This is a genomic window from Bradyrhizobium barranii subsp. apii (assembly GCF_011516635.5).
GTDB classification, from domain to species: Bacteria; Pseudomonadota; Alphaproteobacteria; order Rhizobiales; family Xanthobacteraceae; genus Bradyrhizobium; species Bradyrhizobium barranii.
In genome coordinates, this window is the sequence record NZ_CP096255.1 from 5881492 (window position 1) to 5905665 (window position 24174).

At 63.7% G+C, this 24174-nt stretch carries 31 protein-coding genes and 1 pseudogene; 13 read left to right on the forward strand and 19 right to left on the reverse strand.

Annotation, left to right across the window (positions count from 1 at the left end; genetic code table 11):
- Nucleotides 1-161 precede the first annotated feature (161 nt).
- Nucleotides 162-794, forward strand: a complete 633-nt coding sequence (locus HAP41_RS28075) for a TetR/AcrR family transcriptional regulator (protein ID WP_166095742.1) — start codon at nt 162-164, stop codon at nt 792-794.
- 3 nt (nt 795-797) lie between these two features.
- Nucleotides 798-1580: a sulfite exporter TauE/SafE family protein gene (locus HAP41_RS28080; protein ID WP_166095735.1), complete on the forward strand. Its 783-nt coding sequence runs from the start codon at nt 798-800 to the stop codon at nt 1578-1580.
- Between the two features lie 2 nt (nt 1581-1582).
- Here the strand turns inward: HAP41_RS28080 and HAP41_RS28085 are convergent, their stop codons facing one another.
- The 3 genes from HAP41_RS28085 to HAP41_RS28095 form a co-directional block, all read right to left on the reverse strand.
- Complete coding sequence (locus tag HAP41_RS28085) at nt 1583-2287, reverse strand: glutathione S-transferase family protein (protein WP_166095732.1); 705 nt, start codon at nt 2285-2287, stop codon at nt 1583-1585.
- A 92-nt stretch (nt 2288-2379) separates the two neighbouring features.
- Nucleotides 2380-2523 carry a hypothetical protein gene (locus HAP41_RS28090; protein ID WP_166095729.1) on the reverse strand — a complete coding sequence of 48 codons (144 nt, stop codon included), beginning with the start codon at nt 2521-2523 and terminating at the stop codon, nt 2380-2382.
- A gap of 118 nt (nt 2524-2641) precedes the next feature.
- Nucleotides 2642-3295 carry a DUF429 domain-containing protein gene (locus HAP41_RS28095; protein ID WP_166095725.1) on the reverse strand — a complete coding sequence of 218 codons (654 nt, stop codon included), beginning with the start codon at nt 3293-3295 and terminating at the stop codon, nt 2642-2644.
- Between the two features lie 311 nt (nt 3296-3606).
- Here HAP41_RS28095 and HAP41_RS28100 point away from each other — a divergent pair, with 311 nt between their 5' ends.
- Nucleotides 3607-4947 carry an RtcB family protein gene (locus tag HAP41_RS28100; protein ID WP_135215243.1) on the forward strand — a complete coding sequence of 447 codons (1341 nt, stop codon included), beginning with the start codon at nt 3607-3609 and terminating at the stop codon, nt 4945-4947.
- A gap of 42 nt (nt 4948-4989) precedes the next feature.
- Here HAP41_RS28100 and HAP41_RS28105 read toward each other — a convergent pair whose 3' ends face one another.
- The 8 genes from HAP41_RS28105 to HAP41_RS28140 form a co-directional block, all read right to left on the reverse strand.
- Nucleotides 4990-5337 carry a carboxymuconolactone decarboxylase family protein gene (locus tag HAP41_RS28105; RefSeq protein WP_166095717.1) on the reverse strand — a complete coding sequence of 116 codons (348 nt, stop codon included), beginning with the start codon at nt 5335-5337 and terminating at the stop codon, nt 4990-4992.
- A gap of 3 nt (nt 5338-5340) precedes the next feature.
- The gene (locus HAP41_RS28110; protein ID WP_166095711.1) at nt 5341-5862 is read right to left on the reverse strand and encodes an RNA polymerase sigma factor; all 522 of its coding nucleotides are present in this window, start codon (nt 5860-5862) and stop codon (nt 5341-5343) included.
- The gene (locus HAP41_RS28115; protein WP_166095708.1) at nt 5859-6068 is read right to left on the reverse strand and encodes a YgaP family membrane protein; all 210 of its coding nucleotides are present in this window, start codon (nt 6066-6068) and stop codon (nt 5859-5861) included. The genes HAP41_RS28110 and HAP41_RS28115 overlap by 4 nt, the downstream gene beginning before the upstream one ends.
- A 95-nt stretch (nt 6069-6163) precedes the next feature.
- Nucleotides 6164-7348, reverse strand: coding sequence for a serine hydrolase domain-containing protein (locus HAP41_RS28120; protein ID WP_175618071.1), 1185 nt, complete (start codon nt 7346-7348; stop codon nt 6164-6166).
- Between the two features lie 73 nt (nt 7349-7421).
- Nucleotides 7422-8111: a GNAT family N-acetyltransferase gene (locus tag HAP41_RS28125; protein ID WP_166095706.1), complete on the reverse strand. Its 690-nt coding sequence runs from the start codon at nt 8109-8111 to the stop codon at nt 7422-7424.
- Between the two features lie 4 nt (nt 8112-8115).
- Nucleotides 8116-8463 (reverse strand): Lin0512 family protein, encoded by a 348-nt coding sequence (locus HAP41_RS28130; protein ID WP_063983745.1) that lies wholly within the window; start codon nt 8461-8463, stop codon nt 8116-8118.
- A 180-nt stretch (nt 8464-8643) separates the two neighbouring features.
- Nucleotides 8644-10308 (reverse strand): acetolactate synthase large subunit, encoded by a 1665-nt coding sequence (locus HAP41_RS28135; RefSeq protein ID WP_166095700.1) that lies wholly within the window; start codon nt 10306-10308, stop codon nt 8644-8646.
- A gap of 250 nt (nt 10309-10558) precedes the next feature.
- A complete protein-coding gene (locus tag HAP41_RS28140; protein ID WP_135215237.1) occupies nt 10559-11452 on the reverse strand; it encodes a LysR family transcriptional regulator in 894 nt (297 codons plus the stop codon).
- Nucleotides 11453-11569: 117 nt separating this feature from the next.
- Between HAP41_RS28140 and HAP41_RS28145 the strand changes: the two genes are divergently transcribed.
- Nucleotides 11570-11803, forward strand: coding sequence for a tautomerase family protein (locus HAP41_RS28145; protein ID WP_085402808.1), 234 nt, complete (start codon nt 11570-11572; stop codon nt 11801-11803).
- On the opposite strand, the gene HAP41_RS28150 is transcribed toward HAP41_RS28145, so the two are convergent.
- From HAP41_RS28150 to HAP41_RS28160, 3 genes are all read right to left on the reverse strand, one after another.
- Entirely contained in the window at nt 11784-12428 is a 645-nt protein-coding gene (locus HAP41_RS28150; protein WP_085402807.1) for an O-methyltransferase, read from the reverse strand. The genes HAP41_RS28145 and HAP41_RS28150 overlap by 20 nt on opposite strands.
- 19 nt (nt 12429-12447) lie before the next feature.
- Nucleotides 12448-13074: a PadR family transcriptional regulator gene (locus HAP41_RS28155; protein ID WP_063983749.1), complete on the reverse strand. Its 627-nt coding sequence runs from the start codon at nt 13072-13074 to the stop codon at nt 12448-12450.
- A 127-nt stretch (nt 13075-13201) separates the two neighbouring features.
- The gene (locus tag HAP41_RS28160) at nt 13202-13753 is read right to left on the reverse strand and encodes a carboxymuconolactone decarboxylase family protein (protein ID WP_166095692.1); all 552 of its coding nucleotides are present in this window, start codon (nt 13751-13753) and stop codon (nt 13202-13204) included.
- A 69-nt stretch (nt 13754-13822) separates the two neighbouring features.
- On the opposite strand from HAP41_RS28160, the gene HAP41_RS28165 reads away from it, so the two are divergent.
- Nucleotides 13823-14176 carry an MmcQ/YjbR family DNA-binding protein gene (locus tag HAP41_RS28165; RefSeq protein WP_166095685.1) on the forward strand — a complete coding sequence of 118 codons (354 nt, stop codon included), beginning with the start codon at nt 13823-13825 and terminating at the stop codon, nt 14174-14176.
- Nucleotides 14177-14276: 100 nt separating this feature from the next.
- Nucleotides 14277-14432 carry a hypothetical protein gene (locus HAP41_RS28170; protein WP_094184234.1) on the forward strand — a complete coding sequence of 52 codons (156 nt, stop codon included), beginning with the start codon at nt 14277-14279 and terminating at the stop codon, nt 14430-14432.
- Between the two features lie 77 nt (nt 14433-14509).
- Here HAP41_RS28170 and HAP41_RS28175 read toward each other — a convergent pair whose 3' ends face one another.
- On the reverse strand, nt 14510-14980 hold the full coding sequence (locus HAP41_RS28175; RefSeq protein ID WP_166095682.1) for a MarR family winged helix-turn-helix transcriptional regulator: 471 nt from the start codon (nt 14978-14980) through the stop codon (nt 14510-14512).
- Between the two features lie 148 nt (nt 14981-15128).
- Here HAP41_RS28175 and HAP41_RS28180 point away from each other — a divergent pair, with 148 nt between their 5' ends.
- The 3 genes from HAP41_RS28180 to HAP41_RS28190 are packed head-to-tail and all read left to right on the forward strand — an operon-like array spanning nt 15129 to nt 16906.
- On the forward strand, nt 15129-15530 hold the full coding sequence (locus tag HAP41_RS28180; RefSeq protein WP_166095678.1) for an Ohr family peroxiredoxin: 402 nt from the start codon (nt 15129-15131) through the stop codon (nt 15528-15530).
- Between the two features lie 31 nt (nt 15531-15561).
- Nucleotides 15562-15975: a cupin domain-containing protein gene (locus HAP41_RS28185; RefSeq protein WP_166095671.1), complete on the forward strand. Its 414-nt coding sequence runs from the start codon at nt 15562-15564 to the stop codon at nt 15973-15975.
- Between the two features lie 52 nt (nt 15976-16027).
- Nucleotides 16028-16906 (forward strand): bifunctional helix-turn-helix transcriptional regulator/GNAT family N-acetyltransferase, encoded by an 879-nt coding sequence (locus HAP41_RS28190; protein ID WP_166095668.1) that lies wholly within the window; start codon nt 16028-16030, stop codon nt 16904-16906.
- A gap of 6 nt (nt 16907-16912) precedes the next feature.
- Here the strand turns inward: HAP41_RS28190 and HAP41_RS28195 are convergent, their stop codons facing one another.
- A complete protein-coding gene (locus HAP41_RS28195; RefSeq protein WP_166095663.1) occupies nt 16913-18133 on the reverse strand; it encodes an MFS transporter in 1221 nt (406 codons plus the stop codon).
- Between the two features lie 322 nt (nt 18134-18455).
- On the opposite strand from HAP41_RS28195, the gene HAP41_RS28200 reads away from it, so the two are divergent.
- Nucleotides 18456-18917 carry a cupin domain-containing protein gene (locus HAP41_RS28200; RefSeq protein ID WP_166105746.1) on the forward strand — a complete coding sequence of 154 codons (462 nt, stop codon included), beginning with the start codon at nt 18456-18458 and terminating at the stop codon, nt 18915-18917.
- Nucleotides 18918-18934: 17 nt separating this feature from the next.
- Here HAP41_RS28200 and HAP41_RS28205 read toward each other — a convergent pair whose 3' ends face one another.
- Complete coding sequence (locus tag HAP41_RS28205; RefSeq protein WP_135215228.1) at nt 18935-19513, reverse strand: DUF308 domain-containing protein; 579 nt, start codon at nt 19511-19513, stop codon at nt 18935-18937.
- A 105-nt stretch (nt 19514-19618) separates the two neighbouring features.
- Nucleotides 19619-20203, reverse strand: a complete 585-nt coding sequence (locus HAP41_RS28210; RefSeq protein WP_063983759.1) for a TetR/AcrR family transcriptional regulator — start codon at nt 20201-20203, stop codon at nt 19619-19621.
- Between the two features lie 78 nt (nt 20204-20281).
- Here HAP41_RS28210 and HAP41_RS28215 point away from each other — a divergent pair, with 78 nt between their 5' ends.
- Both HAP41_RS28215 and HAP41_RS28220 read left to right on the forward strand, forming a co-directional pair.
- Entirely contained in the window at nt 20282-20779 is a 498-nt protein-coding gene (locus HAP41_RS28215) for a peptide deformylase (RefSeq protein ID WP_135215227.1), read from the forward strand.
- A 443-nt stretch (nt 20780-21222) separates the two neighbouring features.
- On the forward strand, nt 21223-21570 hold the full coding sequence (locus HAP41_RS28220; RefSeq protein WP_224580723.1) for an adenylate/guanylate cyclase domain-containing protein: 348 nt from the start codon (nt 21223-21225) through the stop codon (nt 21568-21570).
- On the opposite strand, the pseudogene HAP41_RS28225 reads toward HAP41_RS28220, so the two are convergent.
- Nucleotides 21553-22389 (reverse strand): annotated as a pseudogene (locus HAP41_RS28225) (IS5 family transposase). The gene HAP41_RS28220 and the pseudogene HAP41_RS28225 sit on opposite strands and share 18 nt — an antisense overlap.
- A 70-nt stretch (nt 22390-22459) precedes the next feature.
- On the opposite strand from HAP41_RS28225, the gene HAP41_RS28230 reads away from it, so the two are divergent.
- Entirely contained in the window at nt 22460-23905 is a 1446-nt protein-coding gene (locus HAP41_RS28230; protein WP_224580722.1) for a tetratricopeptide repeat protein, read from the forward strand.
- Nucleotides 23906-24174: the final 269 nt, after the last annotated feature.

Genomic DNA, 24174 nt, shown 5'->3' on the forward strand with positions numbered 1-24174 from the left:
GTTTGATCCTCCTGTTTCCGGATCGTCTGGACTTGACCAAGATCGCCTTTGATGATAAAAATGACTGACTGATCTTTTTTTATTAATATCCGGCTTTGTGGGTGCCGCGTCGAGCAAACGGTCAAAACGACCGATCTGTCAGTTATTTATGGACTGCCAAAATGCCCAAGATCAGCGACAAGCAACGCGAAGGAAGGCGGCAGCAGATCCTCGAAGCGGCGCTTGCCTGCTTCGCCGAGCAAGGCTTTCACCAGACCGGCATGGCCGACATCGTCAAACGGTCGGGCTTGAGCCACGGCGCGGTCTATCTCTACTTCCAGAGCAAGGACGATTTGATCGAGGCGCTCGCCGACGACCGGCATCGTCGCGAGGCCGTGCTCAACTCGGTGGCGCAGGGATCGGGTGATCCGATCGAGGGACTCCACGCGCTGATCCGCGTCTACGCGCAATGGCTCACCGATCCCGCCGGCGAAGCGCGGCGTCGCGTCGGCATCCACGGCTGGGCGGAGGCCCTGCGCAACCGCCGCGTCCGCACCAGCCTCGTCGAAGGCATCGACATGCCACGCGCGCTGATCGTGGCGCTGGTCGAGCGCGGCCAGCATGACGGCCTGATCAAGCGCGACCTCGGCGCCGATGCGATCGCGCGCGTGCTCATCGCGATCTTCCAGGGCTTCGTGCTGCAGAAATGCTGGGGCGAGGATTTTGATATCGAGGCCTGCATGATGGCCGTCGGCGGCGTGATCGAGGGATTTCGCTCGACCAGGCCTGACATCAAGCGACGGACCAGGACGTAAGCGATGTCCTGGATTCACGATCTCCTCGCAGGCATCGGCGTCGGTCTCGTCGGCGGGCTGACATCGGGCTTCATGGGAACGAGCCCGGGCGGCGGGCTTGTCGTCTTCACAGTGCTGCTGCTCGGCGCGGAGCAGCATGTCGCCCAGGGGACGTCGCTGATCACGCAGGTCCCGCCCACTGGCCTCGCCGGCGTACGCCGCTACTGGCAGAGCGGCAATCGCAGCCCGCTGCAATGGATCGCCTGGATCGGCCTCGGATTTCTCGTCGGCGGCGCGGGCGGCGGTTACGCCGCGGCGGCGGTCTCCGACTCGGTGCTGCAATGGACCTACGTCGTCTATCTCGTCGCGCTGATCGCCCTTCTGATCCTGCGCCGCGACCGCAAGGACGGCAGCCACGCGGCCGTTGACCGAGACGAACTGCCTTGGCTCCCCCTGCTCCTCATCGGCGCGCTTGCCGGATTTTCCTCCGGCTTCATGGGCATCGGCGGCGGGCTCGCGATCACCGTCGGCCTCGCCGCGGGCCTACGCGTCCCGCAGCACCAGGCGCAACTCGTCAGCCTCATCTTCTCGGTCATCCCGACCAACATTCCGGCGGCCTGGATCTACTGGAGCAAGGGGCTCATGGTCGGCTGGCCGGCGATCATCGGGATTCTCGCCGGCCTCTGGATCGGCACCGATCTCGGCGCACGCGCGGCCAACGGCGTCAGCAAAGCGGCGCTGCACAGGGTCATGATCGCCCTCATCTCCGTGATGGCGCTCTACATGACGCATAAGGCGCTGACCTGATTCTACGGCCGCTTGGGAATGTTCAGCCCGCGCTGCACGGCAGGACGCGCCAGCCCCCGTTCGAGCCAGGCACCGACCGACTTGAACTGGCTGAACTCGACGAGATCGCCGGCACCGTAGAAGCCGATGAGATTGCGCACCCAGCCGAGCATGGAGATATCGGCAATGGTGTAGTCGTCATCCATGAACCACTGCCGGCCGGAAAGATGCGTCTCCATCACGCCAAGCAGACGCTTGGCCTCGCTGACATAGCGGTCGAGCGGCCGCTTGTCCTCGAAATCCTTGCCGGCGAATTTGTGGAAGAAGCCGACCTGGCCGAACATCGGCCCGATGCCGCCCATCTGGAAATGCACCCACTGGATGGCCTGGTAGCGGCGCGCGGCATCCTCCGGCAGAAGCTTGCCGGTCTTCTCGGCGAGGTATTGCAGGATCGCCCCGGACTCGAACAGCGGCGGCGGCCGGCCGGCCGGACCGTTGGGATCGAGGATCGCCGGAATTTTGCCGTTCGGATTGAGCGAGAGGAATTCCGCCGTCTTCTGGTCGTCCTTGCCGAAGTCGACGAGGTGGACCTCGTAAGGCAGACCGATCTCTTCCAGCATGATCGACACCTTGACGCCGTTCGGCGTCGGCAGCGAATAAAGCTGAAGCAGCTCCGGATGCCTGGCAGGCCAGCGCTTGGTGATGGGAAAGGCGGACAGATCAGGCATCGGAACCCCGGCTTCGTTCGTGAGATGCCGCCTAATCTAGGTGAGCCATCGAACGGCGCAAGGCCGAGCAGTGATCATGCATCGAAGCCGGACTACAGGGGCCGCAGCAGATGCCTGGCGGCGTACGCGATATCGCGCTGAGCGCGCTGCTCGATGAAGAGCTGCCCGGTGACGAGCAACGCCCCGGTGAAAACGAGCGCGAGCATCGCGGTCGCGAACTGACTGGCATCCTTCATCGCGCGAGCTTCTCCGTCATCGGTTCGCACGGGGAACGCGGGCCGACCATCCACAGTTCCTGCACGCTTCAAATAAATTGCCACTTTATCCCGACTCGAGACGCGCGAGGCCGCGACCTCAATAGTTGATCTCCATCCGCAGTCCGCGCGGATCGACCTCCTCGCCGCCGACACGCTGTGTGCTGTCGCGGGCCGCGACCGCGCAGGCACAGGCATCGATGAGATCGTCGCGGCCGATGCCGGTGCCATGACGCTGCGTCAGCCATGTCTCCAGGCGCGTGAAGCCGCGTTGCGCCAGCAGCGAGATGCGCTGCTCACGACCTTGCGCCGACGTCTTCTTCGGAAGACGGACTCGGCCCGCCAGATTCCAGAAAATCAATTCCGGATGCGCTTCGCCAATTGTCGCCTGCCGCACCGGCGTCATGATCTCGTCGACGTCCCTGATGTTCCAGAGCTGCGCCGACACGCCCCTGCCCTTGCCCTCCCGCTCCCAATAGTGGCGATTGGCTGCCGCCATGTCGGGAAATGTCCAGAGATCGCGGCGCGCGCCAAGAAACACGGCAGGGCCGACCAGCTCGCGTGCACGCAAGTCGCAGGCTCGATAGCCGCTTGGCTTCAATCCGATCGGCATGTCGATCATCGCACGCGCATGCGGCATCGCAAGCAAGCGCGTCAGGCCCGGCGAATAATCGAAGCCGTGATCGCCGCGCTCGTCGATCCAGGCTGCGACCCAGCCGAAGCGAAACCCATCGAGACCGAGATAGTTTGGCAAATCATGCGTCCATCATTTTCAATCTTCACACGCGCGTCGCTTGACATCCGTAAGTTGCGAGAGTATTTCCCGCGCCCTCACGAACACTTCCGTTCGTGACACACATCATGAACCGAGCAATGCCGCACCGCTACGCAATCCTGGTCCGCCCGTCGAATGACCTACGGTCAATCGATTGCGCACGCTTGGCTCATGGGAGAGGTCTTGCCTGATAGCGAGATCAAAAGTCCAGGTATCACGGACCCTCCCGAGCCAACGCTCCGGAGGGTTTTTTGTTGTTCAAAGCAATATGTTAAGCAGGACACATGACCATGCGACGATCTGATCCCTACATGGAACGCGCCCGAGAGCTCTGCCTCGCCGCCGGCGTCGATCCGGACTCGCGCGTCGGTGAAGGACGCGGCCAGCCGGCCTGGTGCCTGTACAAGGACGCCGCGCGCAAGGAGCATCTGGCACGCGAGGCCAATGCGACGGCCGACGCGATCGCGCAGCTCCATCCGCAGGAGGCCCGCTTTCAGAATGCGCCGCTGAAGATTTTTGGCCCGCATGAGGAAGCGACCATCGCGCAGATGCGCAACTGCATGGCGGTCGGCAATGTCGTGTCCGGCGTGATCTGCGCCGACGGCCATCTCGGCTACGCCCAGCCGGTCGGCGGGGTCATCGCCTACGAGAAGCAGATCAGCATCTCCGGCGTCGGCTTCGACATCGGCTGCGGCAACATGGCCGCACGGCTCGACACGCGCTTCGACGACATTGCGGCGATCGTGCCCACGATCATCCGCGACGTCGCCAAGGTCATCTCGTTCGGTGTTGGTCGCGCCAACGCCGAACGGGCCGAGCACGAGCTGTTCGACGACGGTGACGCCTGGCGCGAGAGCGACATGGAAGCCTACCGTCAGAAGGCGGTGGCGCAGCTCGGCACGGTCGGGTCGGGCAACCACTATGTCGACCTCATGCGCGACGAGGAAGGTTTTGTCTGGATCGGCGTCCACTTCGGAAGCCGTGGTCTCGGGCATACTTCCGCGACGCGCTACCTCAAGGCCGCCGGCGGCAAGGACGGCATGAACGTCCCGCCCGCCGTCGTCGACGAGGAGTCCGAGCTCGGCCGCCGCTACATCGCGGCGATGCAGCTCGCCGGGCGTTATGCCTATGCGGGCCGGGAGTGGGTTGTCGAACGCGTCCGCCAGATCATCGGCGGCAGCGTGACCGAGAGCGTGCACAACCACCACAACTACGCCTGGCGTGAGACCCACGACGGGCGTGATCTGTGGGTGGTGCGCAAGGGCGCGACGCCGGCGTTTCCCGGCCAGAAGGGATTCGTCGGCGGCTCGATGGGCGACGACGCCGTCATTCTCGAAGGCGTCGACAGTCCGGAAGCCAGGGCTTCGCTCTACTCGACAGTACACGGCGCCGGCCGCATGTTCGGACGAAAGGAGGCGAAGCGGCGCTTCTCGCGTGCGGAGATGGACCACTGGCTCAACGAGCGTGGTGTCACCTTGATCGGTGCCGACCTCGACGAGAGCCCGATGGCCTATCGCCGCCTGCCCGACGTGCTCGCGCAGCACGCCGGCACCGTGCGGGTGCTGCACACGCTGCGGCCGTTCGCCGTCGCCATGGCTGGCGAAGGCGAGTTCGACCCCTGGAAGGACTGACGCGAACCGCAGGCGGGAGGCATCACCTCCCGCCTGCATCATCTATGTTTTCGTTTCACTACGATGCTGCTCGAATAGCCGCTGCGCCAGCAGCGCATGGCCGAGCGTGCCGCCGGCGCGCACAGCGGCCGCGATCAACGCGGCTTCGGCGACTTCCTCGCGCGTCGCGCCGGCTTTCGCTGCCTGCGCCGTATGCACGTCCAGGCAATAGGCGCATTGCGTGGTGAGTGCCACCGCGAGCGAGATCAGCTCGCGGTATTTCGGCGGGATCGAACCGTCCTTGCGCTCGACCGCGTGGTTGAACGCAAGGAACGCGTTGGCCTCCACCGGCGCCAACGCCACGAAAGCGGGGACAGACTTCGGATCGTCAGGCGTTTGATAATTGGTCATGTCTCACCTCGTCAAATACTCGCGCATCAAGGCGCGGGCGCGATGCAGGCGCGCCTTCACGGTCTGCCTGGACGCTCCGAGCGCGGCGGCGATTTCGTCGATGGTCATTTCCTTGACGTCCCGCATCAGCGCGACATCGCGATAGTGCGCTGGCAACGCTTCAAACGCAGCCGCCACGTCAAGACGCAAATCCACTTCGGAGCGCGACAGCAGCAGAGCCTCCGCCTCGCCGTCGTCGATCGATGGCGCAAGGCCCGCCTTGCGCGCGAGCCGCAGACATTCGCGGCGGACCACGCTGAACAGCCACGCGGAAAACGCGATGAGCGAGCGGATCGTACCGACATGGCGGAACAGGATCCACATCACCTCCTGGGTTGCATCCTCGGCATCCGCCGAGCTGCGGCAGGTGGCGCGTGCGTAGCGGCGGATATCCGGCTGCGCCGTCTCGAGCAGAGACGCGATCGCCTGGGGATCGCCGAGCCGGGCCGCCTCGAACAGGCTTGACGAGATCGCCGCCGCACTCACGACACGCCTCCTCGTCCGATCCCGGCCATCGCGCACATCGGGCAATAGCCGACGAGCCCCGTCAATGCGAAGCCTGCGCCCCCGAGCGCCACCAGCCACGCCGCGACGCCGGCGAGATACACGAATGCGGCAATCGCAACCGCAATTCCGAGCGCAACCCGCACCGCCTGATGCAGACCGCCGATATTCTTCCTGTAGAATGCCATCACATCCTCCGAAATGAGCCGAAGCAAAATGCCTCGACCATCAAGAGGGCGCGAAGGCCGGAAAGGATTCGCGGACGCCGGCAATTTCTTCGCGATCAGCCCCCGACCGCCTGGTAGGCCAGGCGCTTGAACTCGAAGAAGAACGGGTTCCAGAAGCCCATATGGCGCTGGGCCATCAGCACGCCGGCGGTGTTGGCCTGCGGACAAATCCACCAATGGGTGCCGGCAAGCCCGCCCCACTGGAATTCGCCGGTCGAATTCGGGGGATCGAACGGCGTCGGCGCAAAGGTGACGGCGCCGCCGAGACCAAAGCCCTTGCCGGGAATCGGCCCGAGATTGGCAAATCGGATGGTCTGGCCCGCGGGCAACTGGTTCGTCATCATCTGCTGCAGCGTGTCCGGCTTCAGCAGCGCATCCGGACCGGGTAGCAGCGCGCGTACCAGCGCGAGCATGTCGGGCAAGGTCGAGACCAGACCGCCGCCGCCCGAGAGCCGCGGAAACGGCCGCCGATAGGCCTGCGGATAAGGCAGATTGTCGGCCCGCGTCAGGCCCGGCTTCATCGGATCAAGCACGTCGGCGCCGGTGTAGAGCGCAACCAGCCTGCCCTGCTGCGCCTCGGGCACTGAGAAGCCCGTATCGACCATGCCGAGGCGATCGAAGATGCGCGCCTTGAGGAAGGTGTCGAGCGCATGGCCGGAGACAACCTCGACCACGCGGCCGAGCACGTCGGTCGCGACCGAATATTCCCAGCCCGCGCCGGGATGATAGGACAGCGGCAGATCGGCGAGCTTGTCGATCATGTCGGAGAGCGGCGTCAACGGATTGAGCACGCGCGCCTCGTTATAGCCTTTGAACAGCACAGTGCCGGGATCGAAGATGCCGTAGCTGAGGCCCGAGCTGTGGGTCAGCAGCTGGCGGATCGTGATCGAGCTCTTCGCCGGCTCGACATCGGCAAGGCTCGCGGCACCCTGCTTCAGCACCTTGCGATTGCCGAGCTGCGGCAGGAATTTTTCGACGGGATCATCAAGCCCGATGCGGCCCTCCTCGACCAGCAGCATGATCGAGCACGTCACGAAGATCTTGGTATTGGAAAACGCGCGGAAAATATGGTCAGACCGGAGCGCCGTCTTCGCCTCGCGATCGGCAAAGCCGACGCATTGCTGGTCAACCACCTCATGACCACGGAGCACGGCCCAGGACACACCCGGAATGATCTCCTGATCGACATAGCGTTCCATCGCCGTCCGTGCGGCGGAAAAATCCGTTGTCCTGACGTCCATGTGTTTCCCCCAAATTATGGTTGGGATGGATATAGCGCGCTTTCGCGGGAAATGAAGACCGTCCGATCGGCCCTCAAATCTTCATCAGCGCCGTGACGTGCAGCCGGCGACGGATCTTCATGCCCTGCCGTTCGTACAGCGCAATCGCCGAGGCGTTATGAGAAAACACGTGCAGGAATGGAATTTCGCCGCGCGCCTCGATCCGGCGCGCGACCGCCGCGAGCAGCGCCTGCGCGTAGCCGCGCCCACGATAGTCCGGATGCACGCAGACGGCCGTCATCTCGACGAACTTTCCCGGCTTCATCCGCTCGCCCGTCATCGCAACCAATTCTCCACCAACGCGAATGCCAAGGAAGGTGCCGAGCTCATGGGTGCGCAACGCGAACGGACCAGGCTTGGTCAGCTCCGTCAGCGCCATCATGGCGGCGACGTCGGCCGCGCCCAATTTGACGATCTCGGCATCGCGAAGCGGACTGTCGGCCGGCGAGCCGATCATCTGCTCGCCGGTCTCGGCGAGCACGACCTTGAAGCCGGCGGGAACGTCGACCGGCTCCGGCGTGAACAGCGCGGCGACCTGCGAGCCCGCCAGGAGATCACCGAGCGCGGCGAAGCTTGCCTCAGACATGTCGACCATGTCGGCAAACGGCGTCATGTCCACGGGATAGCGCCGCGCGCGCGGGCCGCCCTCCGCCAGATGCTTCTGGCTCGTCGTCAGCGCACTCCAGATCGGACGATCCAGTAGCCGCTCATCGCCGTCGGACACCGGCCTAGTCCTTGTCGAAGCTGACGATGACGGCGGCGTTGGCGATGAGGATGGGATCGTTGGCCACTTCCGTGGCCGAGGGAATCTCCAGCCCGCCCTTGACCGCAGTCACGGTCACCGTGCCGTAAGGCAGCTCCTTCGCAACGGCGTCCTTGTCCACCGCCTCAGGGTTGGGCACCGCAATCGTGACGTCGACGAACATATCGTTCGCGGTCTTGCCGATCATCCGGAAGAATCCGAGGCTCGAATGCCTGATGGCATCCGATACGGCGCGCTTCGCCGCCTTGGTGGCGTCCCTGCCGTGAACGTCGACGCCCATGCCCATCTCGGTGATACAGCGAACGCGAGTCATGTCTTATTCCTGTGGTTGGTTGAGCTACGTTGATGCAGGTTGTTATCGGATTTTGGCTGATCAGCATACTCCGTCATTGCGAGGAGCAAAGCGACGAAGCAATCCAGACTGCCTCCGCGGAAAGATTCTGGATTGCTTCGCTGCGCTCGCAATGACGATGTGGCGAGAGCATCGACCACATCACGCCTTCGACTTCTCGTGCGCCCGCAGTTCATCTACCAGCACGCGCACATTCTCCGAATAGTCGATCGGGATCACGACCAGATGCACGCCACCCTCCTTGCAGGCCGCATCGAGCGTCGGGCCGAAGCTGTCGATGCTCTCGATGCGATGTCCCTTGGCACCGTAGGCCTTCGCGTAAAGGACGAAATCGGGATTGCCAAAGGTCATGCCGTAATCGGCGAAGTGATCGACGGCCTGCTTCCAGCGGATCATGCCGTAGGCGTTGTCCTCGAGCACCAGCACGACCAAATTGAGCTTGAGGCGGACGGCGGTCTCCATCTCCTGGCTGTTCATCATGAAGCCGCCGTCGCCGGCAACCGCGAGCACGCGGCGCTCGGGATAGAGCATCGCAGCCATCATGGCCGACGGCAGGCCGGCTCCCATCGTCGCCAGCGCATTGTCGAGCAGCAGCGTGTTGGCGACGCGGGTTCGGTAGTTGCGCGCGAACCAGATCTTGTACATGCCGTTGTCGAGCGCGACGATGCCGTTCTCCGGGATCACCTGCCGGATGTCGTGCACGATGCGCTGCGGTGTCGGCGGCCAGCGCGCCTCGGTCGCGCGGTCGGCGAGGTGCCTGAGGATCTCCTCGCGCAACGGCAAGAGTGCTGGCGCCTGCGGCAGCTTGCCTTCGAGCCGGTCGGCGAGCAGCTCCAGGCTCGGGCCGACGTCGCCGACGACCTCGGCATCGGGGAAATAGACCAGCTCGACGCTCGCCGGCGTGTAGCTGACGTGAATGACCTTCGGTCCCGACGGCCCCATGAGGAAGGGCGGCTTCTCGATCGGATCATGGCCGATCGCCACGATCAAATCGGCTGCATCGATCGCATCATGGACGTAGTCGCGCTCGGACAGCGCCGCCGTGCCCATGTAGAGATTGGTGCCGCCGGGCACCGTGCCCTTCCCCATCTGTGTCGTGAAAAACGGAATGCCGGTTCGCCGAACGAAGCTGGCGATGCCGTGGGTCGAGCTCGGCCGGCTGGTCGCAGCTCCCATCATCACCAAGGGACGTTTTGCGGCCAAGATCATCTCGGCCGCGCGGTCGAGCGCGGCGCGATGGGCGACCGGAATTTCAATCGGATGGACCGGGATCACGGGGACGGCCGGCACTTCGTCGCCCGCGATGTCCTCGGGCAGCTCGAGATGCACCGGCCCCGGCCGTTCCTCCATCGCCACGCGAAAGGCATCGCGCACCACGGTCGGAATGCTGGAGGCGCTGATGATCTGCCGGGAGAGCTTCGTCAGCGGCTTCATGGTCGCAACCACGTCCACGATCTGGAAGCGCGCCTGCCGGCTGCTCATGATCGGCTTCTGGCCGGTGATCAAAATCATCGGCATCGCGCCGAGATGTGCATAGGCGGCGCCCGTGGACAAGTTGAGCGCGCCCGGACCGAGCGTCGAGAGACACACTCCCGGCTTGCCGGTGAGCCGACCGTGCGTGGCGGCCATGAAGGCCGCGGCCTGCTCGTGACGGGTCAGGACCAGCTCGATCTTGGAGGTGCGCAGTGATTCGACGAGGTCGAGATTTTCCTCTCCGGGGATACCGAAGATGCGATCGACGCCCTCGTTCTCCAGCGCCGCGACAAACAGGTCCGATCCTTTTGCCTTGCGTTCCTGCCCGCTCATATCGCCTCCGCTCGCTGTGCGTCCCGTGGTCGGGAGCGATCACATGGTAGCGGCTCGTGGCGCAGGCACAACTCACAAAGAGGCGGGCGATTGTCCCAACATCGTCAATACGATCGCAGCGAAGCAATCCAGAATCTTTCCGCGGATATTTCTGGATTGCTCCGCCGCGCTCGCAACGACGCCGTTTCCGAATTCCGGTAGAGCGGATTGACCGACTGTTCGGGCATTTTGCCTGTCGGGCTACGAAGCTCTACAGCTTCGCCTCGGCAAAGATGCCTGATATCCAGTCGAGGAAGACGCGCAGGCGGAGTGCAAGCTGTCGGTTTTGTGGATAGAGCGCGGAGAGCGGCGTCGGCGACGGCGGATAGCCGGCCAGGACCTCGACCAGCGCACCGCTGGCGAGATCCGCCGCGAAGCGATAGCGGGGCGCCTGCGTCAGGCCGAAGCCGAGCCGCGCGAGATCTGCCATGGTGTCGGAATTGTTGACGCGAACCCGGCTTGGCAGCACGACATTGCGCAGCGTGCCGGCAACGGAAAACTCCAGCGGCAAAACATCGCCGGTGCGCGATGAGATGAACGCGACCATCTGATGGCCGTCGAGCGTATCAGGCGTCGCGGGCATACCGTGGCTGGCGAGATAGGCCGGGCTCGCCACCGTGATTTCCTCGACCGTGCCGAGGCGCCGCAAAATCATCCCGCTGTCCTCGGGCTCGCCCGACCGGATCGCGCAATCGATGCCCTCGCGCACGAGATCGACCAGCCGGTCGCCCTGCCCGATCTGCAAGTCGAGCTGCGGATGGCGCGCCAGGAATTCCGGCAGGTGCGGCAAGATGAAGGTGCGGGTCAGCAAAGGATGTGCGTCGATGCGCAGCAAGCCACGCGGTCGCGCATCGCGCATCGTGGTTTCGGCTTCCTCGACCTCCGCGAGGATGGCGACGCAGCGGCGGTAATAGTCCTCGCCGTCGAGCGTCGGCGTGACATGCCGTGTCGTGCGTTCGAGCAGGCGCGCGCCCAGCCGCGCCTCGAGCCCGCGCAAAACCTCGCTCGCCGTCGAGCGGGGAATGCCGAGGTCGGCAGCCGCAGCCGTAAAGCTCTGCCGTTCGACGAGGCGGACGAACAGGCGCATGGCGTCAAATCGGTCCATGGCCGATTGTTCACCACAGCCGACAAGTGATGACAAGTTTTTCGCGATTATCCGGTCGCGGCGATCGGGCATTCTCGAACAGGAGCAACCACACCCCATCACACGGAGAGACCCATCATGCCCTTCGCGAATATCAAGATCCCCCAGGCCGCCTTATCGCGGGCGCAGAAGGCGGAGATCGTGCACAACCTCACCGCGCTGTTCGCGCACTATTTCGGCGAAGCGGCGCGGACGCACACCATGGTGCTGATCGAGGAAGTGCCTGATGGCGGTTATGGCCGCGCCGACGAGGTGTTCGTGGTTCCCGACGCCTATCGCGCAAGCGACGCCGCTACCTCAGCTTCAGGCTGAGCTCGGTGCCGCCCTTGAGCGGCAACGTCATCGAGACGAAACCGTTTTTGGGATCGCGGATGAAATCGAGATAGTCGGGCTCGGCATTGTCGTTCATGACGTAGCCGCCGACGCGCAGCTGCGGCGCGACGATCCCGATCACCTCGCGCGCCAGCGAGGGACCGCTCTCACCCGGCCAGCCGTCGATCAGAACGAAGTCGACGGGACCGCCGAGATCGCGCAAGGTTTTTCGCGCATCGCCCTCGCGGATCTCGGCATAGTCGGCAAGGCCGGCCTCGGCGAGATTGCGTTTGGCGGTCTCGACCTTGGCCGGCACAATCTCCGAGCCGATCACGGTGCCGCCGCCATTGTCGCGGATAGCGGCCGCGAAATAGAGCGTGGACATGCCGACCGAGGTGGCGAACTCGGCCACGCGCGTAGCACGCAAGCCACGGCACAGCAGATAGATCAGTTCGCCCTGCTCGGAATGAATCGAAAAGCCCTGCTCGGCATAGGCGTGGGGATCACGGCTGTTGAAGGAGCCGCGCGGCCCGCCGCCGGCCGGCCGCTGCCGCGCGCCTTGGAGGCGCGCGAGGACGGCGTTGACGCGTGGGTCTTGAATCGGGCTGTGGGGCCGATCATTCATGTGTTGCTTCGCCTCTCAGTTATTTGCCGAGGATTTCCGCGGCGGCACGATCCAGGATCGCCGCGATGCGGCGCGCCTCGGCGGGGTCGCTGCCAAGCCTGGAACGCAGCGCGCGCTTGAGGTTGTGGCGGGCACGGTGCAATTCGTCGGAGGCGTCGGCATCGAGATCGCTGACGCCGGCAAAGGCCTCGCGCACCTCGTCCATGCGGCGCCCGATCCGCGACAGCGCTTGCAGGATCGCGTCCGCAGTCGCGCGGTTCTCGGCGAGATGCGCCTCGCCCTGCGGCGTGATGCTGTAGAGCTTTCGACCGCCATCCTGCTCGACGCTGCTGTGGCCGACCTCTTCCAGATAGGTCAGCGCCGGATAAATCACGCCCGGGCTCGGCGTGTAGAAGCCGTCGGACCGCTCCTCGATGATCTTGATCAGCTCGTATCCATGAGCCGGCTTTTCGGCGAGCAACGCCAGGATCACGAGTTGGAGGTCCTGCGAGGACAGCCGCCTTGCGCCGGGGAAATCGCCCCCCGGGCCGCGCCCGAAGAAGCCATGCCCGCCGCGGCCAAAGCGTCGACCGCCGCCGTGCCGGCCCATGACGAAATGGGCGAAATGCCCAAAATGGAAGTCTTTGTGGTCTCGTCCGTGGTGCATATCGTACGTCCTTTTGTAAAACATATCTTACGATATAGTTTGCGATAGACAGTCCGCAACCCACGAGTCTGTGATCGGCGCCTTGGCGCTGGTCCCGGCTCGGGGGAACAGCACCGCCGGCGACCGATTACTCCGCGGCTTCGCTGTGAGGAACGCCCTGCTCGACCTCGAGCTGAAGGATGTCGTTGAAGCGGTTGAAGGCACCGCAGAGCGCGATGCGCCAGGTCAGCTCGACGATCTGGGCTTCCGAGAAATGCGCGCGCAGGCGAGCGAAGATCTCGTCGCGAGTCTTGTTCCAGTTGTTGGTGACGGCGATGGAATATTCGACGACGAGCTTGTCGAGCTCATCGAGCTCGGGATGGTCCTTGTAATCGACGAGGCGCGCGGCGCCGTCCTCCGACACGCCCTGCACCGCCAACTTTGGTGCGTGGTGCGAGACACAATAGTCGCATTTGTTGAGCAGCGAGACCGTGACCAGCGCGAGCTCCAGATGGCGCTTCGAGACATTGCCTTCTTCAGCAAGATCGACCAGCAACGACCACATATGCTTGAAGATCGGCAGGCGGTGCGCCATGACACCGGCCTGGTTCTCGAACGCGCCGTAGGTCGTCATCTTGTCCCACAACGGCCTCAGCGCCTCCGGCAAATCGTCCCTGGTCTTGATCGAAACGCGCGACATGGCCATTCATCCCTGGTTGGAAGACGCATGTTGCCATAACGGCGGGCCTTTCGTCTCAAGTGCGAGCGCATGACACCCAAGACATTCGAAGCCCGCTGTTTGCGCCTGCCCGCAGCCACCAAGGCGGTGCAGTGGGAAGGCACCTCCGTGTTCAAGGTCGGCGGCAAGATGTTCGCGCTCGGCGGCGGCTTTGCCGCGGGCTCCGGCAGCTACATGTTCAAGGTCTCGGACATGGCCTATGCAGTGCTGATCGAGCATGGCGTGGCACGACCAGCGCCGTATCTGGCGCGCGCCAAATGGGTGCAGCTCACCAGCAACAACGCACTTCCCGATGCGGAACTCACCGCCTATCTGGCGCAGGCCCATGCCCTGATCGTCGCAAAGCTCACGCGCAAATTGCGCAAGGCGCTCGGGCTGGACTGAGCACTCTCCACAACGTGATGCGCTGATCATCATACTCCCATTGGACTTTTGCTGCACCGCACCTAGCTCGAAGCAAAGCCCATTCGAGATGGAGTGCTCCATGAGCAAGCCCAACACCACTGCAGCCAACACTTATCGCTATGAACTCGTGCATGATGATGATGACGCCGACTTCGTCGCTTACCAGCGCCGTCGCGAAGACGGGTTCTGGCAGACTTTTGCGACCTGGATGATTCCGCGCACGGTCTGCAACTAGAGCCGCGCGCTTTTCCTCGTACTTGTATCGGAGGCGGAAGCCGCCTCCGACTTTCCCAGCGGGAAGGCGCTGCCCGCTCAGCGTTTCTTCTCTCCGGCCGCCTGGGTCGCGCGCAGCAGGTTGTCGCGCAGCCGGCTCACCGTCTTCTGCACCACCGGAAAATCGTCGCCGAGACCGGTCGCCTCGATCACGGACTCGCCGAGATCCTGTTCGATCAGTTTTCGGCCGCCCGGCGTCAGGCTTACCCGCACCTGCCGCTCGTCGGCGGGATCGCGGTGGCGCTTGATGTAACCGATCTGCTCGAGCTTCTTCAGGATCGGCGTCAGCGTGTTGGATTCCAGAAACAGCTTGTCGCCGAGCGCGCTGACGGTCTGCTCGTCCTCGTCCGACAGCGCCACCATGGCGATGTACTGGGTGTAGGTCAGCCCGACCTTGTCCAGCAGGGGCTTGTAGGCGCGGCCGAAGGCCAGATTGGCCGAATAGACGGCAAAGCACAGGAAATTCGACAGTTTTCGGCCTTTGCCGGCGGCTTTGGCGGGACGGGACACGTGAACCTCCGCAATTCGTTATCTCCACGTCAATGTAAATCGCATCCGATTAAATCGGAAGAGCTTGACCGGACGGAGTGACAGGTTTATTTCGGCATGCATCCGCTTAGATCGGATACGATCTAAATCAAACCCGAAAGGATCCGCCATGACCACCGCTGCAAAGCTTCTCTTCACCGGCAAGACCCACGTCACCTCCGGCCCCGACGGCGCCGCGCACGCGAACGACGGCTCTCTCGATATCAAGCTGGCCCAGCCGCACCCGGCCGCCGAGAACCTGTTCGCCGCCGCCTGGTCGGCCTGCTACCTCGGCGCGCTCGGCCTCGCCGCCGCCCAGCGCAAGGTCAAGCTGCCGAGTGAGCCGTCGGTCGACACCACGATCGACCTGAACAATGCGAACGGCGCCTTCTTCCTGCGGGCCCGTCTCGACGTCAGCGTTCCCGGCGTCGATCGCACGATCGCCCAGGAGTTGATCGAGGCGGCGCACAGCATCTGCCCCTACTCCAAGGCCGTCCACGGCAACATCGAGGTGACCACCGCCCTCGTCTGACCCGCCATCAAGCGAACATCAGGAGCCGACCATGAGCCCCTATCCATTACGAACCCTGCGCATGCTTGCGGGCGCTGCCGTGCTCGCCACCAACCTTCTCACCCTGCCGGCGGCAGCCCAGCCGGCCGGCGTCACGCGCACCGACCTCCAGCGCCATGATCTCAGCGCGCCCGGTCGCGAGGCGGTCCAGGTCCGCGTCGACCTCGCGCCCGGATCTGCGTTCGGCCGGCACACGCATCCAGGCGAGGAGATCATCTATGTGCTGACAGGCGCCATCAAATACGACGTCGAGGGCAAGCCCCCGGTGACGCTTAGGGCAGGCGACGTGCTGTTCATTCCGGCCGGAGCGGTGCATGCGGCCAAGAACGTCGGCCCGGACACCGCGAGCGAGCTTGCGACCTATATCGTCGCCAAGGACAAGCCGCTGCTGACGCTGGTGAAGTGAGACCGGCCGTCTCGATTGACCCGCACACAATATCTGACTAAAGTCAGGTATCATGCTCGATCCCGTCTCCCGCGTCCGCCGCTTCAATCGCGCCGTGACCTCCGCCGTCGGCGCGCTCGACACCTCGTTCCTCGGGCGCGGCCGGCCGCTCGGGGCGGCGCGCGTGCTCAATGCGATCGGACATGGGCGCTCGGACGTGGCGGAGATTCGTGACTATCTCGGGCTCGATTCCGGATTGATGAGCCGGCTGCTCCGCAGCCTCGAGGACGAAGGGCTGGTCGAGACCACGACGCATGAGGACGATGCGCGCCGCCGTGTCGCGACGTTGACGCGTGCGGGACGGCGCGAGTTCGCAGCCTACGAGGCGCTGTCCAATACGCAGGCCGAAGGCTTCCTGGCGCAACATTCGCAGCGCGAGGCGCTGCTGGCGGCGATGGACCTGATCGCCTCGGCGTTGACGCGCGAGCGCGTCGGGCTGGAGGAGATGGATCCGCGGAGCGAAGCAGCACGTTATTGCCTGCGCGAGTACTATTCCGAGCTCGGCCGCCGCTTCAAGCAGGGTTTTGACGTGTCGCTGTCGCGCGATCCTGACGCCAAGGACATGCGCCGACCGCGCGGCACCTTCATCGTGGCGATGTCCGACACGCTGCCGATCGGCTGCGTCGGACTGAAAGGAACGGATCACGGCTATGCCGAGATCAAGCGTCTCTGGGTTGCCCCCGCAGCGCGCGGATTGCGGCTCGGCCGGCGCCTGATGGACGCGGCCGAGAATGCCGCACGCGACCTCGGCATCACGCTGCTGCGGCTCGACACCAACAGCGCGCTCGCCGAGGCCGGCCAGCTCTACCGCACCACGGGCTGGCGCGAGATCCCCCGCTTCAACGATGATCCCTACCCGGATCTCTTTTTCGAAAAGCAGATCCAGTCATAGACCTCGTCACGCCGCTGCCGCCGCGGCCTCGCCTTGCGGCTTCGCGAATGGCCTGAAATTCATCGCCATCAGGAAGGCGCCGAGGCCCATCGCCCAGGAGGCGATATAGAGCCAGGCGTAGCTGGAGAACGCGTCGTAGATCAGGCCGCCGGCGAGCGGGCCGGTCGCCATGCCGAGGCCGCCGGCCATCGCCGTGCCGCCGATCACCGTGCCCATCATGCGCAGCGGAAAGTTTTCGCGCACCAGCACGGCATAGAGCGGCATGGTGCCGGCATAGATGAAGCCGAAGACGGCGCCGACCGCGTAGAACGTCGCGAGTTGCTGCGCGAAGACATAGGCGAGCGCGCCGAACGCCTGCAACAGCAGCCCCGTCACCAGCACGCGCTTGGCGCCGAAACGATCGCCGAGCAGCCCGAAGGCGATACGGCCGCCCATGCCGGCAAAGCCCTCGATGCTGTAGATCGTCACCGCCGCGATCAGCGGGATGCCGCAGCTCACGGCATAGCTGACGGTGTGGATGATCGGGCCGGAATGGGTGGCGCAGCAGAAGAAGTTGGTGGCGAGCAGGATCATGAATTGCGGCGAGCGCAGCGCCTCGCCCAGCGACATCTCCCCTTGCGACGCGCTCTCGCCCGCAGGCGCGGCCACGGCATGCGCGAGCGCGGGCGGGCGTCGTACCAGGAACGAGACCGGGATCATGATGGCGCCGACCACCAGTGCCACGATCTGCATCGAGGTGCGCCAGTCATGGCCGGAGACGAGCCAGGCCGCGAGCGGCGCCATCGTCATCGGCGCCATGCCCATGCCGGCCGACACCAGCGAGACCGCGAGGCTGCGATGGGTGTCGAACCAGCCGGTGACGGTCGCCATCATCGGCGCGAAGATCGCCGCGCAGGAGGCGCCGACCAGAAGGCCGAACATGAACTGGAACGCCAGCAGCGAGGTCGCATGGCTTGCGGCGAACAGGCTGAGCGACAGCACTATCGATCCTGTCAGCACCACCGGCAGCGGCCCGTATCTGTCGGTCGCCGTGCCCCAGGCCATGCTGGTGAAGGCCATCGCCAGGAAGCCGATCGTCATCGCGCTGGAAATGCCGGTCACCGACCAGCCGGTGTCCTTGGCGATCGGCTGGAGGAACACCGGCAGCGAAAACATGCCGCCGATCGCGACGCAGCCGAGCAAGCCGCCGGCGGCGACGATCACCCAGCGATAGGAAGAAGCGTTCATTTGGGTCTCCCGTCAGGTCTGTCTGGGTGGAAGACGAATGGGAACTGCGCCTGCCGACAACGGCATCGAGGACACCAGATTTTTTTGGCGCCGCCAAACAAAAATCCCGAAAACAACCCCATGCACAGTAGCCGGCCGCCGCCGGATCAAGGACTTACCAACGACCCGCAACGTCAGGGCCGCGTTTGACACGTCGGGCAAAACACCGGCACAATGTCATCATCCCGCCAACGCGATCTCATCATGCTCGGACGCTGCCGATCTGGCGCACGCCACCGATCCGGTGCGCTGTCAATGCTCCGATTTCGGAGGGAATGCTTGCATGCCGAAGATTGATATAGCCACCGTGCCGGGCCGGAAAGGCTCCGGTTATCCCGCGCCGCTCGACGCGCCCTGCGCCGAGCGCATCCGCCAACAGCTGGGCAATGCCGGAAAGCTTAAGGATTTCGGCGTCAACCTGATGCGTCTGCCACCGGGCAGCTGGTCGAGCCAGCGACACTGGCATTCGCATGAGGACGAGTTCGTCTATGTGCTCGAAGGCGAGCTGACGCTTGTCGAGGACGAGGGCGAAACCGTGCTGAGCGCCGGCGACTGCGCCGCCTTCCCGAAGGGAAGCGGCAACGGCCATCACATGATCAACCGGTCCGATGCAACGGCCGTCTACCTCGAAGTCGGCTCGCGCTCGCCCGATGACCTCATCACCTGCTCCGACGTCGACATGATGAGCCCGGCTTCCAGCGGCCGGTTCCTGCACAAGGATGGCACGCCTTATCCGCGCGAATGAACGGCAACGGCGACGCCTCACATGGCTGCGCCACGCCGCCACTCGGTCACGGTCAGCCATACCGCCGAGACCAGGAAGTAGATCGCGCCGACCGCAGCGTAGCCCGCGACATTCGCGATCGTTGGAGACATCGGCGTCGTGGCCTGAAAGATGAAGAAGCCACCGGCCAGAGCCGACTGGCCGCCGCTGAGCACCATGGCCCACTGCGCGCCAAAACTTCTCCAGCGGCGAATCGCGGTCCCCAGCTGGAGCAATCCGGACAGGATCGCCCAGGCCCCGAAGACGCCGAGCACCCCGTTCATGCTCATCTGCAAGGCGACGAGGACCGCGACAGTGGTCACCAGGCTGACCAGAACGTTCAGCGCCTGCGTGCGATTTTGAGTGAGCCCGCCACTGCGCAACGCGTCGACCAAGTTCGCCGCCGCATCCCATGCCGGATAGAGCACGAGCAAGGCTCCTGCGATCGCCGCAGATGGCGACCCGACGGCAAAGGCGGCAACGACCCACGCGACGGAGAACGCCGCCCGGATGAAGTAGTAGAATTTCAGCCATTGCTCGCGGTCGGCCCGAACGAGATCCAATTGATGATGCGTCACTGCACTCTCTCCTTTACCTACTAGTTGGTAGCTTTCCCGCACAACAAGTCACCCTCGCCCGCAAGATCACCTGCGGGCGTGTCGTTGTCGTCTCGTCGATATGTTTCAGTGCCTGGCGGACAACCGATCCAGCAGCGGCCCGGTGATCACACCGAACATCTTTGGATCGCCATAGGCACGCGCCGACAGCATCGCGCCGTGAACGGTCGCCATGAAGCCTTCAGCCTCGATCTTCGCTGCGCTGGAGAGATGCAGCTGCCCCTTCCGCTTGCCGCGCTCCATCACCGAGGTCAGCCACGACGCCAGCGAACGGAAATGCGCGCGGACCTCAAGCGCCACCTGCTCCGGCAGGATCGGTAGCTCGCAGGCAAGCAGCGCACACACGCAGAAAGGCGCCGTCGCATCATTGATGCACGCCTCCCAATACCGGACATAGCTTTTGAGCTGGTCGCGGGGGTCCGCGACATTGCGTTCGAGCGCGGACAGTCCCGCCTCGGCTTCCGCGCGATAGCGCGACACGAGGGTTCGGACCAGATCGACCTTGCTGGCGAAATGGTGGTGGATGCTCGGCTTGCGGATACCGACGATTTCGGCCACGTCGGCATAGCTGAAGCCGTTATAGCCGCCCGCGATGATCAGGGTGCGCGCGCAGGCCAGGATGTCGTCGGCCGTCGAGGAAACGTTGGTCATGGCGGATTAACTACCTTCCAGTTGGTAGGTAGTCAAGAACGGGATGCTTCAACCATCCGTGAGTGGTAGGGAGCCTGCATGACCATTCGTCCCCTCCTCCGCTATCCCGATCGCCGGCTCGCGACGCCGGCCCATCCCGTCACCGCATTCGACGGCGCGTTGCGCGAGCTTGCAGCCGACCTGCTCGACACCATGCGCGCCGCGCCCGGCATCGGCATCACGGCGCCGCATATCGGCGTGCCCTTGCGCGTCGTCGTGCTCGAGCTCGACGCCAAGGCGGGCCCGCAAACCTACGTCAATCCGGAGATCGAGTGGGCTTCGCCCGAGATGATCCTGCACAAGGAAGGCAGCGTCTCGATGCCCGGCGTCAACGACGAGGTCCAGCGCCACGCACGGGTGCGGATCAGCTATCAGGATGTTGACGGCAACACGCACAGCGAGGAGTCGGACGACTTGCGCGCCGTCTGTCACCAGCACGAGATCGACCAGCTCGACGGCATGTTCTGGATTCAGCGGCTGTCGCGGCTGAAGCGGGAACGGCTGGTGAAGAAGTATGAGAAGATGTCGCGGGATTGAGCGCATCGCCAGTGCAGGCTCCCCGACAGCCGGGGTTGTGGCCGCGTGTCGCAATTCGGCGATGCTCATGGATTTCGGTAGAGGTCGGCACTGGGTCTCGGCATACAGAGCGAGATTTCAGAGAGAACTCCCGCCACTGCAGCTCCAGGTTTGCACGAAATTCAAGCCGATTGGCGTTGTACTTCCAGAGGGCGTGTACTCATTGAGGCGAGATGTCCGCTTTCGGATGCGAAGCAGAACTCACGTGCTCGATCCAAGCCTTACCGGTCGTGACCCAACTCGGACCTTCCGAGTTGCCGCACGCTTACTGCCGCCGTGCAACAGCAAATGCCGCCTCGGGGCAACAGGGCCCTCCCGCGATTACCGCTCACAGGTTCGCAACAAAGTGCTAGGCTCCTCCTGGCCCCAGCGACGAATTTTTGGCTGGCCGTTCGGAGAGCGCTGTGACGGAGCAGCGGGTTCAAAGGCGATTAGCGGCGATTTTGGCTGCCGACGTGGTCGGTTACTCTGCGTTGATGCAACGCGCTGAGGAAGCTACCTATGCCGAGTTCGAGCGGCTCAAGCGAGAACTGATCGAGCCGAGCCTCTCCCGCCACGAAGGCCGTCTAATCAAGACAACGGGTGATGGCGCACTCGCCGAGTTCGCCAGTCCCCTGGCCGCCATGAGATGCGCGGTTGAGATACAGGATCATCTCGCCGAGGGTAGCGGTCCATTCAAGCTACGCATCGGGCTCAACCTTGGTGAAGTGATCGTTAGAGTCTGTCCGGAAAGATTACCTTGGATTGCATAGCTTTCGCAGCATGAGTCGGATGGAGGCCAGCTTGAGAAAGGCGAGCGCCCTGTGATTGAAGCATTCCCAATCTTTGGACAGTCTTCGGCATCGCCCGATGCCAGGCAAAGGTACGCTCGACGATCCAGCGTTTGGGCAAGACGACGAAACGGTGAGCCTGATCGGAGCGTTTGACGATTTCGAGGTTCACGCGCTTCAGAGCGCTACGCAGCCCCTTCTGGAAATGTGGCCCTTGATATCCGCCGTCGGCGTAGAGCTTCAGAAGAAAGGGATAGAGGCCGAACAACGTTGCCATCAGGAGCACGCCGCCGTCGCGATCCTGGATGTCCGCCGCATGCACGATGGCGTGCATCAAGAGGCCTTGCGTGTCGACGAGAATGTGCCGCTTCTTGCCCTTGATCTTCTTGCCCGCGTCGTAGCCATGGAGATCATGAGGCCCCCTTTTTCAGCGCTTTTCACGCTCTGGCTATCGATGATGGCGGCGGTGGGAGAAGCCTCGCGCTCGGCCCTTTCGCGACATTCGACATAGAGGGCGTGATGAATTTTATCGAGCGTGCCGTTCCAGCTCCACAGATCGAAGTAGCCATACAGCGTCGAGCGCGGCGGCAGGTCCTTGGGGATCGCGCGCCACTGGCAACCTGTGCTCAGGATGTACATCAGCCCGTTGGCAATCTCGCGCAGGTCCACCGTACGCTTGTTGCCGCCGCGCTTGGCCGGCGGGATGCGAGGCGCGATCAGCGCCCACTCCTCGTCGGTCAAGTCGCTCGGATAGCGCAGGCGGCTGCGGTCGTAGCGTGCACGGTTCTCGGTAGTCCACATTGGCGGCGCGTCCCCATCGAATCAGGCCGCTCACCTTGAATCACAACCGATTCATTCGACTCAACATGTTTTGGAACAGACACTTAGACAGGACGACGACCTCTACGGCGACGGGATCAACATTGCTGTTCGGCTGGAGGGGATCGCCGATCCGGGCGGTATCCTGATTTCCGACAAGGTCTACAACGAAGTCGAGGGCAAGCTAGACGCTGGCTTCGAGGATCGTGGCGAGCAGCAGCTCAAGAACATCTCCAAGCCGGTCCGCGCCTACGCTGTCCGCGCCGGAGCGCCAGGGGCGCTGACAGAGGGGCTGAGTGCGGCCCCGCCACACCCGGACAAGCCTTCCATCGCCGTACTGCCGTTCGAGAACATGAGCGGCGATCCCGAACAGGAATACTTTGCGGACGGAATGGTCGAGGAGATCATCACCGCGCTGTCGCGCTTCAAGTCGCTGTTCGTGATCGCGCGCAATTCGAGCTTCACCTTCAAGGGGCGAGCGGTCGATATCAAGGAAGTCGGGCGAAGGCTCGGCGTGCGCTATGTCCTCGAGGGGTCTGTGCGGAAGGCGTCGGGGAAAGTTCGCATCACAGGGCAGTTGATCGATGCGGTTACAGGCGCGCACATCTGGGTGGACAGGTTTGAGCGTGACCTGACCGACGTTTTTGCTCTTCAGGACGAAGTAACGCTCGCCGTTGTGTCGGCCATTGAGCCAAAGATGCTTCAAACAGAAATTGAATTGGCGACGCGGCGGCGGCCAGAGAACCTCACCTCGTATGATTTTTATCTCCGTGCCATGCCGCAGTTCTACCTAAGGACCCGCGAAGGGTTGGCCGAGGCAATCCGACTGTTCCACCGCGCCTTGGAGCTCGCCCCTCGGTTCGGCGCTGTCGCGGCTCTGGCAGGTGTCTGCCACATGCTCAACGTCCTTTTGGGCTATGCCAACGATCCTCAGTTCGACCGCAAGGAAGCGGTTCGGCTTGCTCGTTTGGCATTGAGCATCGACGATGGCGATCCGGACACGTTAGCAAGGGCTGCCGTAATCTCGGCGTTCATGGTCGGCGATCGTGAAGCCGAGATCGAAATGGCTGACCGGGCGGTCGGGCTCAACCCAAATTCATGGCTCACATGGAGCTGCAGAGGCCATGTCTATAGAATTGCGGGGCTGCCGGAGGAAGCGATCTGGAGCTTTGAACGTGCCGTTCGCATGAGCCCAGTAGACCCGCTACTATACATGACGCTTACTGGCATTGGGCAGGCCCTTATCGAGCTTCGCCGCTTTGACGAAGCCATCGTCGTATTGAAGAAGGCCCTTCGTCAGAACCTTTATTTGGCAACTTACCAATGGCTCGCGTCCGCCTTCGCCCATCTCGGACGTGACGCTGAGGCGCACGACGCGGCGGCGCGTGTGCTTGAGATCGATCCCGCCTTTACAGTATCGGCGCTTATCGCCCGGGCCGGACTATCAAACGCAAAGCTGTTTATTGAGGGTCTTCGGAAAGCGGGGTTGCCCGATTAGCTCTCCATCCCATGAGGCGATTGAATAGCGGCACTCTGCTGCGACGCATGAGTCCGGTCATGGCCCATCGCTTCAGTTTGCGACATGTCCGGAGCGGGTAGTAGACCGGAAGTCGTCGAGCTACGGGCCAACCGACGCGATTGACCCAACTGAGACATTGGCGCACTAGTTTACTGTTGCGCAAGAATGCGGCAGGCGCTGTGGTGAGCTGCAACGCTCCGGCCCGAGCGGAGACAACGGTCACGGCAGACCTGAGCTTGGCTAGACCA

Excerpts from the sequence above, each read along its gene's own strand:
- HAP41_RS28120 (WP_175618071.1), bottom strand. The coding sequence starts at position 7,348 with ATGGACGTCAGGACAACGGATTTTTCCGCCGCACGGACGGCGATGGAA.
- HAP41_RS28140 (WP_135215237.1), bottom strand. The coding sequence starts at position 11,452 with ATGGACCGATTTGACGCCATGCGCCTGTTCGTCCGCCTCGTCGAACGG.
- HAP41_RS28200 (WP_166105746.1), top strand. The coding sequence starts at position 18,456 with ATGCCGAAGATTGATATAGCCACCGTGCCGGGCCGGAAAGGCTCCGGT.
- HAP41_RS28085 (WP_166095732.1), bottom strand. The coding sequence starts at position 2,287 with ATGCCTGATCTGTCCGCCTTTCCCATCACCAAGCGCTGGCCTGCCAGG.
- HAP41_RS28135 (WP_166095700.1), bottom strand. The coding sequence starts at position 10,308 with ATGAGCGGGCAGGAACGCAAGGCAAAAGGATCGGACCTGTTTGTCGCG.
- HAP41_RS28165 (WP_166095685.1), top strand. The coding sequence starts at position 13,823 with ATGACACCCAAGACATTCGAAGCCCGCTGTTTGCGCCTGCCCGCAGCC.
- HAP41_RS28155 (WP_063983749.1), bottom strand. The coding sequence starts at position 13,074 with ATGCACCACGGACGAGACCACAAAGACTTCCATTTTGGGCATTTCGCC.
- HAP41_RS28100 (WP_135215243.1), top strand. The coding sequence starts at position 3,607 with ATGCGACGATCTGATCCCTACATGGAACGCGCCCGAGAGCTCTGCCTC.
- HAP41_RS28170 (WP_094184234.1), top strand. The coding sequence starts at position 14,277 with ATGAGCAAGCCCAACACCACTGCAGCCAACACTTATCGCTATGAACTC.
- HAP41_RS28150 (WP_085402807.1), bottom strand. The coding sequence starts at position 12,428 with ATGAATGATCGGCCCCACAGCCCGATTCAAGACCCACGCGTCAACGCC.
- HAP41_RS28145 (WP_085402808.1), top strand. The coding sequence starts at position 11,570 with ATGCCCTTCGCGAATATCAAGATCCCCCAGGCCGCCTTATCGCGGGCG.
- HAP41_RS28195 (WP_166095663.1), bottom strand. The coding sequence starts at position 18,133 with ATGAACGCTTCTTCCTATCGCTGGGTGATCGTCGCCGCCGGCGGCTTG.
- HAP41_RS28105 (WP_166095717.1), bottom strand. The coding sequence starts at position 5,337 with ATGACCAATTATCAAACGCCTGACGATCCGAAGTCTGTCCCCGCTTTC.
- HAP41_RS28115 (WP_166095708.1), bottom strand. The coding sequence starts at position 6,068 with ATGGCATTCTACAGGAAGAATATCGGCGGTCTGCATCAGGCGGTGCGG.
- HAP41_RS28075 (WP_166095742.1), top strand. The coding sequence starts at position 162 with ATGCCCAAGATCAGCGACAAGCAACGCGAAGGAAGGCGGCAGCAGATC.
- HAP41_RS28090 (WP_166095729.1), bottom strand. The coding sequence starts at position 2,523 with ATGAAGGATGCCAGTCAGTTCGCGACCGCGATGCTCGCGCTCGTTTTC.
- HAP41_RS28215 (WP_135215227.1), top strand. The coding sequence starts at position 20,282 with ATGACCATTCGTCCCCTCCTCCGCTATCCCGATCGCCGGCTCGCGACG.
- HAP41_RS28190 (WP_166095668.1), top strand. The coding sequence starts at position 16,028 with ATGCTCGATCCCGTCTCCCGCGTCCGCCGCTTCAATCGCGCCGTGACC.
- HAP41_RS28130 (WP_063983745.1), bottom strand. The coding sequence starts at position 8,463 with ATGACTCGCGTTCGCTGTATCACCGAGATGGGCATGGGCGTCGACGTT.
- HAP41_RS28180 (WP_166095678.1), top strand. The coding sequence starts at position 15,129 with ATGACCACCGCTGCAAAGCTTCTCTTCACCGGCAAGACCCACGTCACC.
- HAP41_RS28210 (WP_063983759.1), bottom strand. The coding sequence starts at position 20,203 with ATGACCAACGTTTCCTCGACGGCCGACGACATCCTGGCCTGCGCGCGC.
- HAP41_RS28160 (WP_166095692.1), bottom strand. The coding sequence starts at position 13,753 with ATGTCGCGCGTTTCGATCAAGACCAGGGACGATTTGCCGGAGGCGCTG.
- HAP41_RS28080 (WP_166095735.1), top strand. The coding sequence starts at position 798 with ATGTCCTGGATTCACGATCTCCTCGCAGGCATCGGCGTCGGTCTCGTC.
- HAP41_RS28185 (WP_166095671.1), top strand. The coding sequence starts at position 15,562 with ATGAGCCCCTATCCATTACGAACCCTGCGCATGCTTGCGGGCGCTGCC.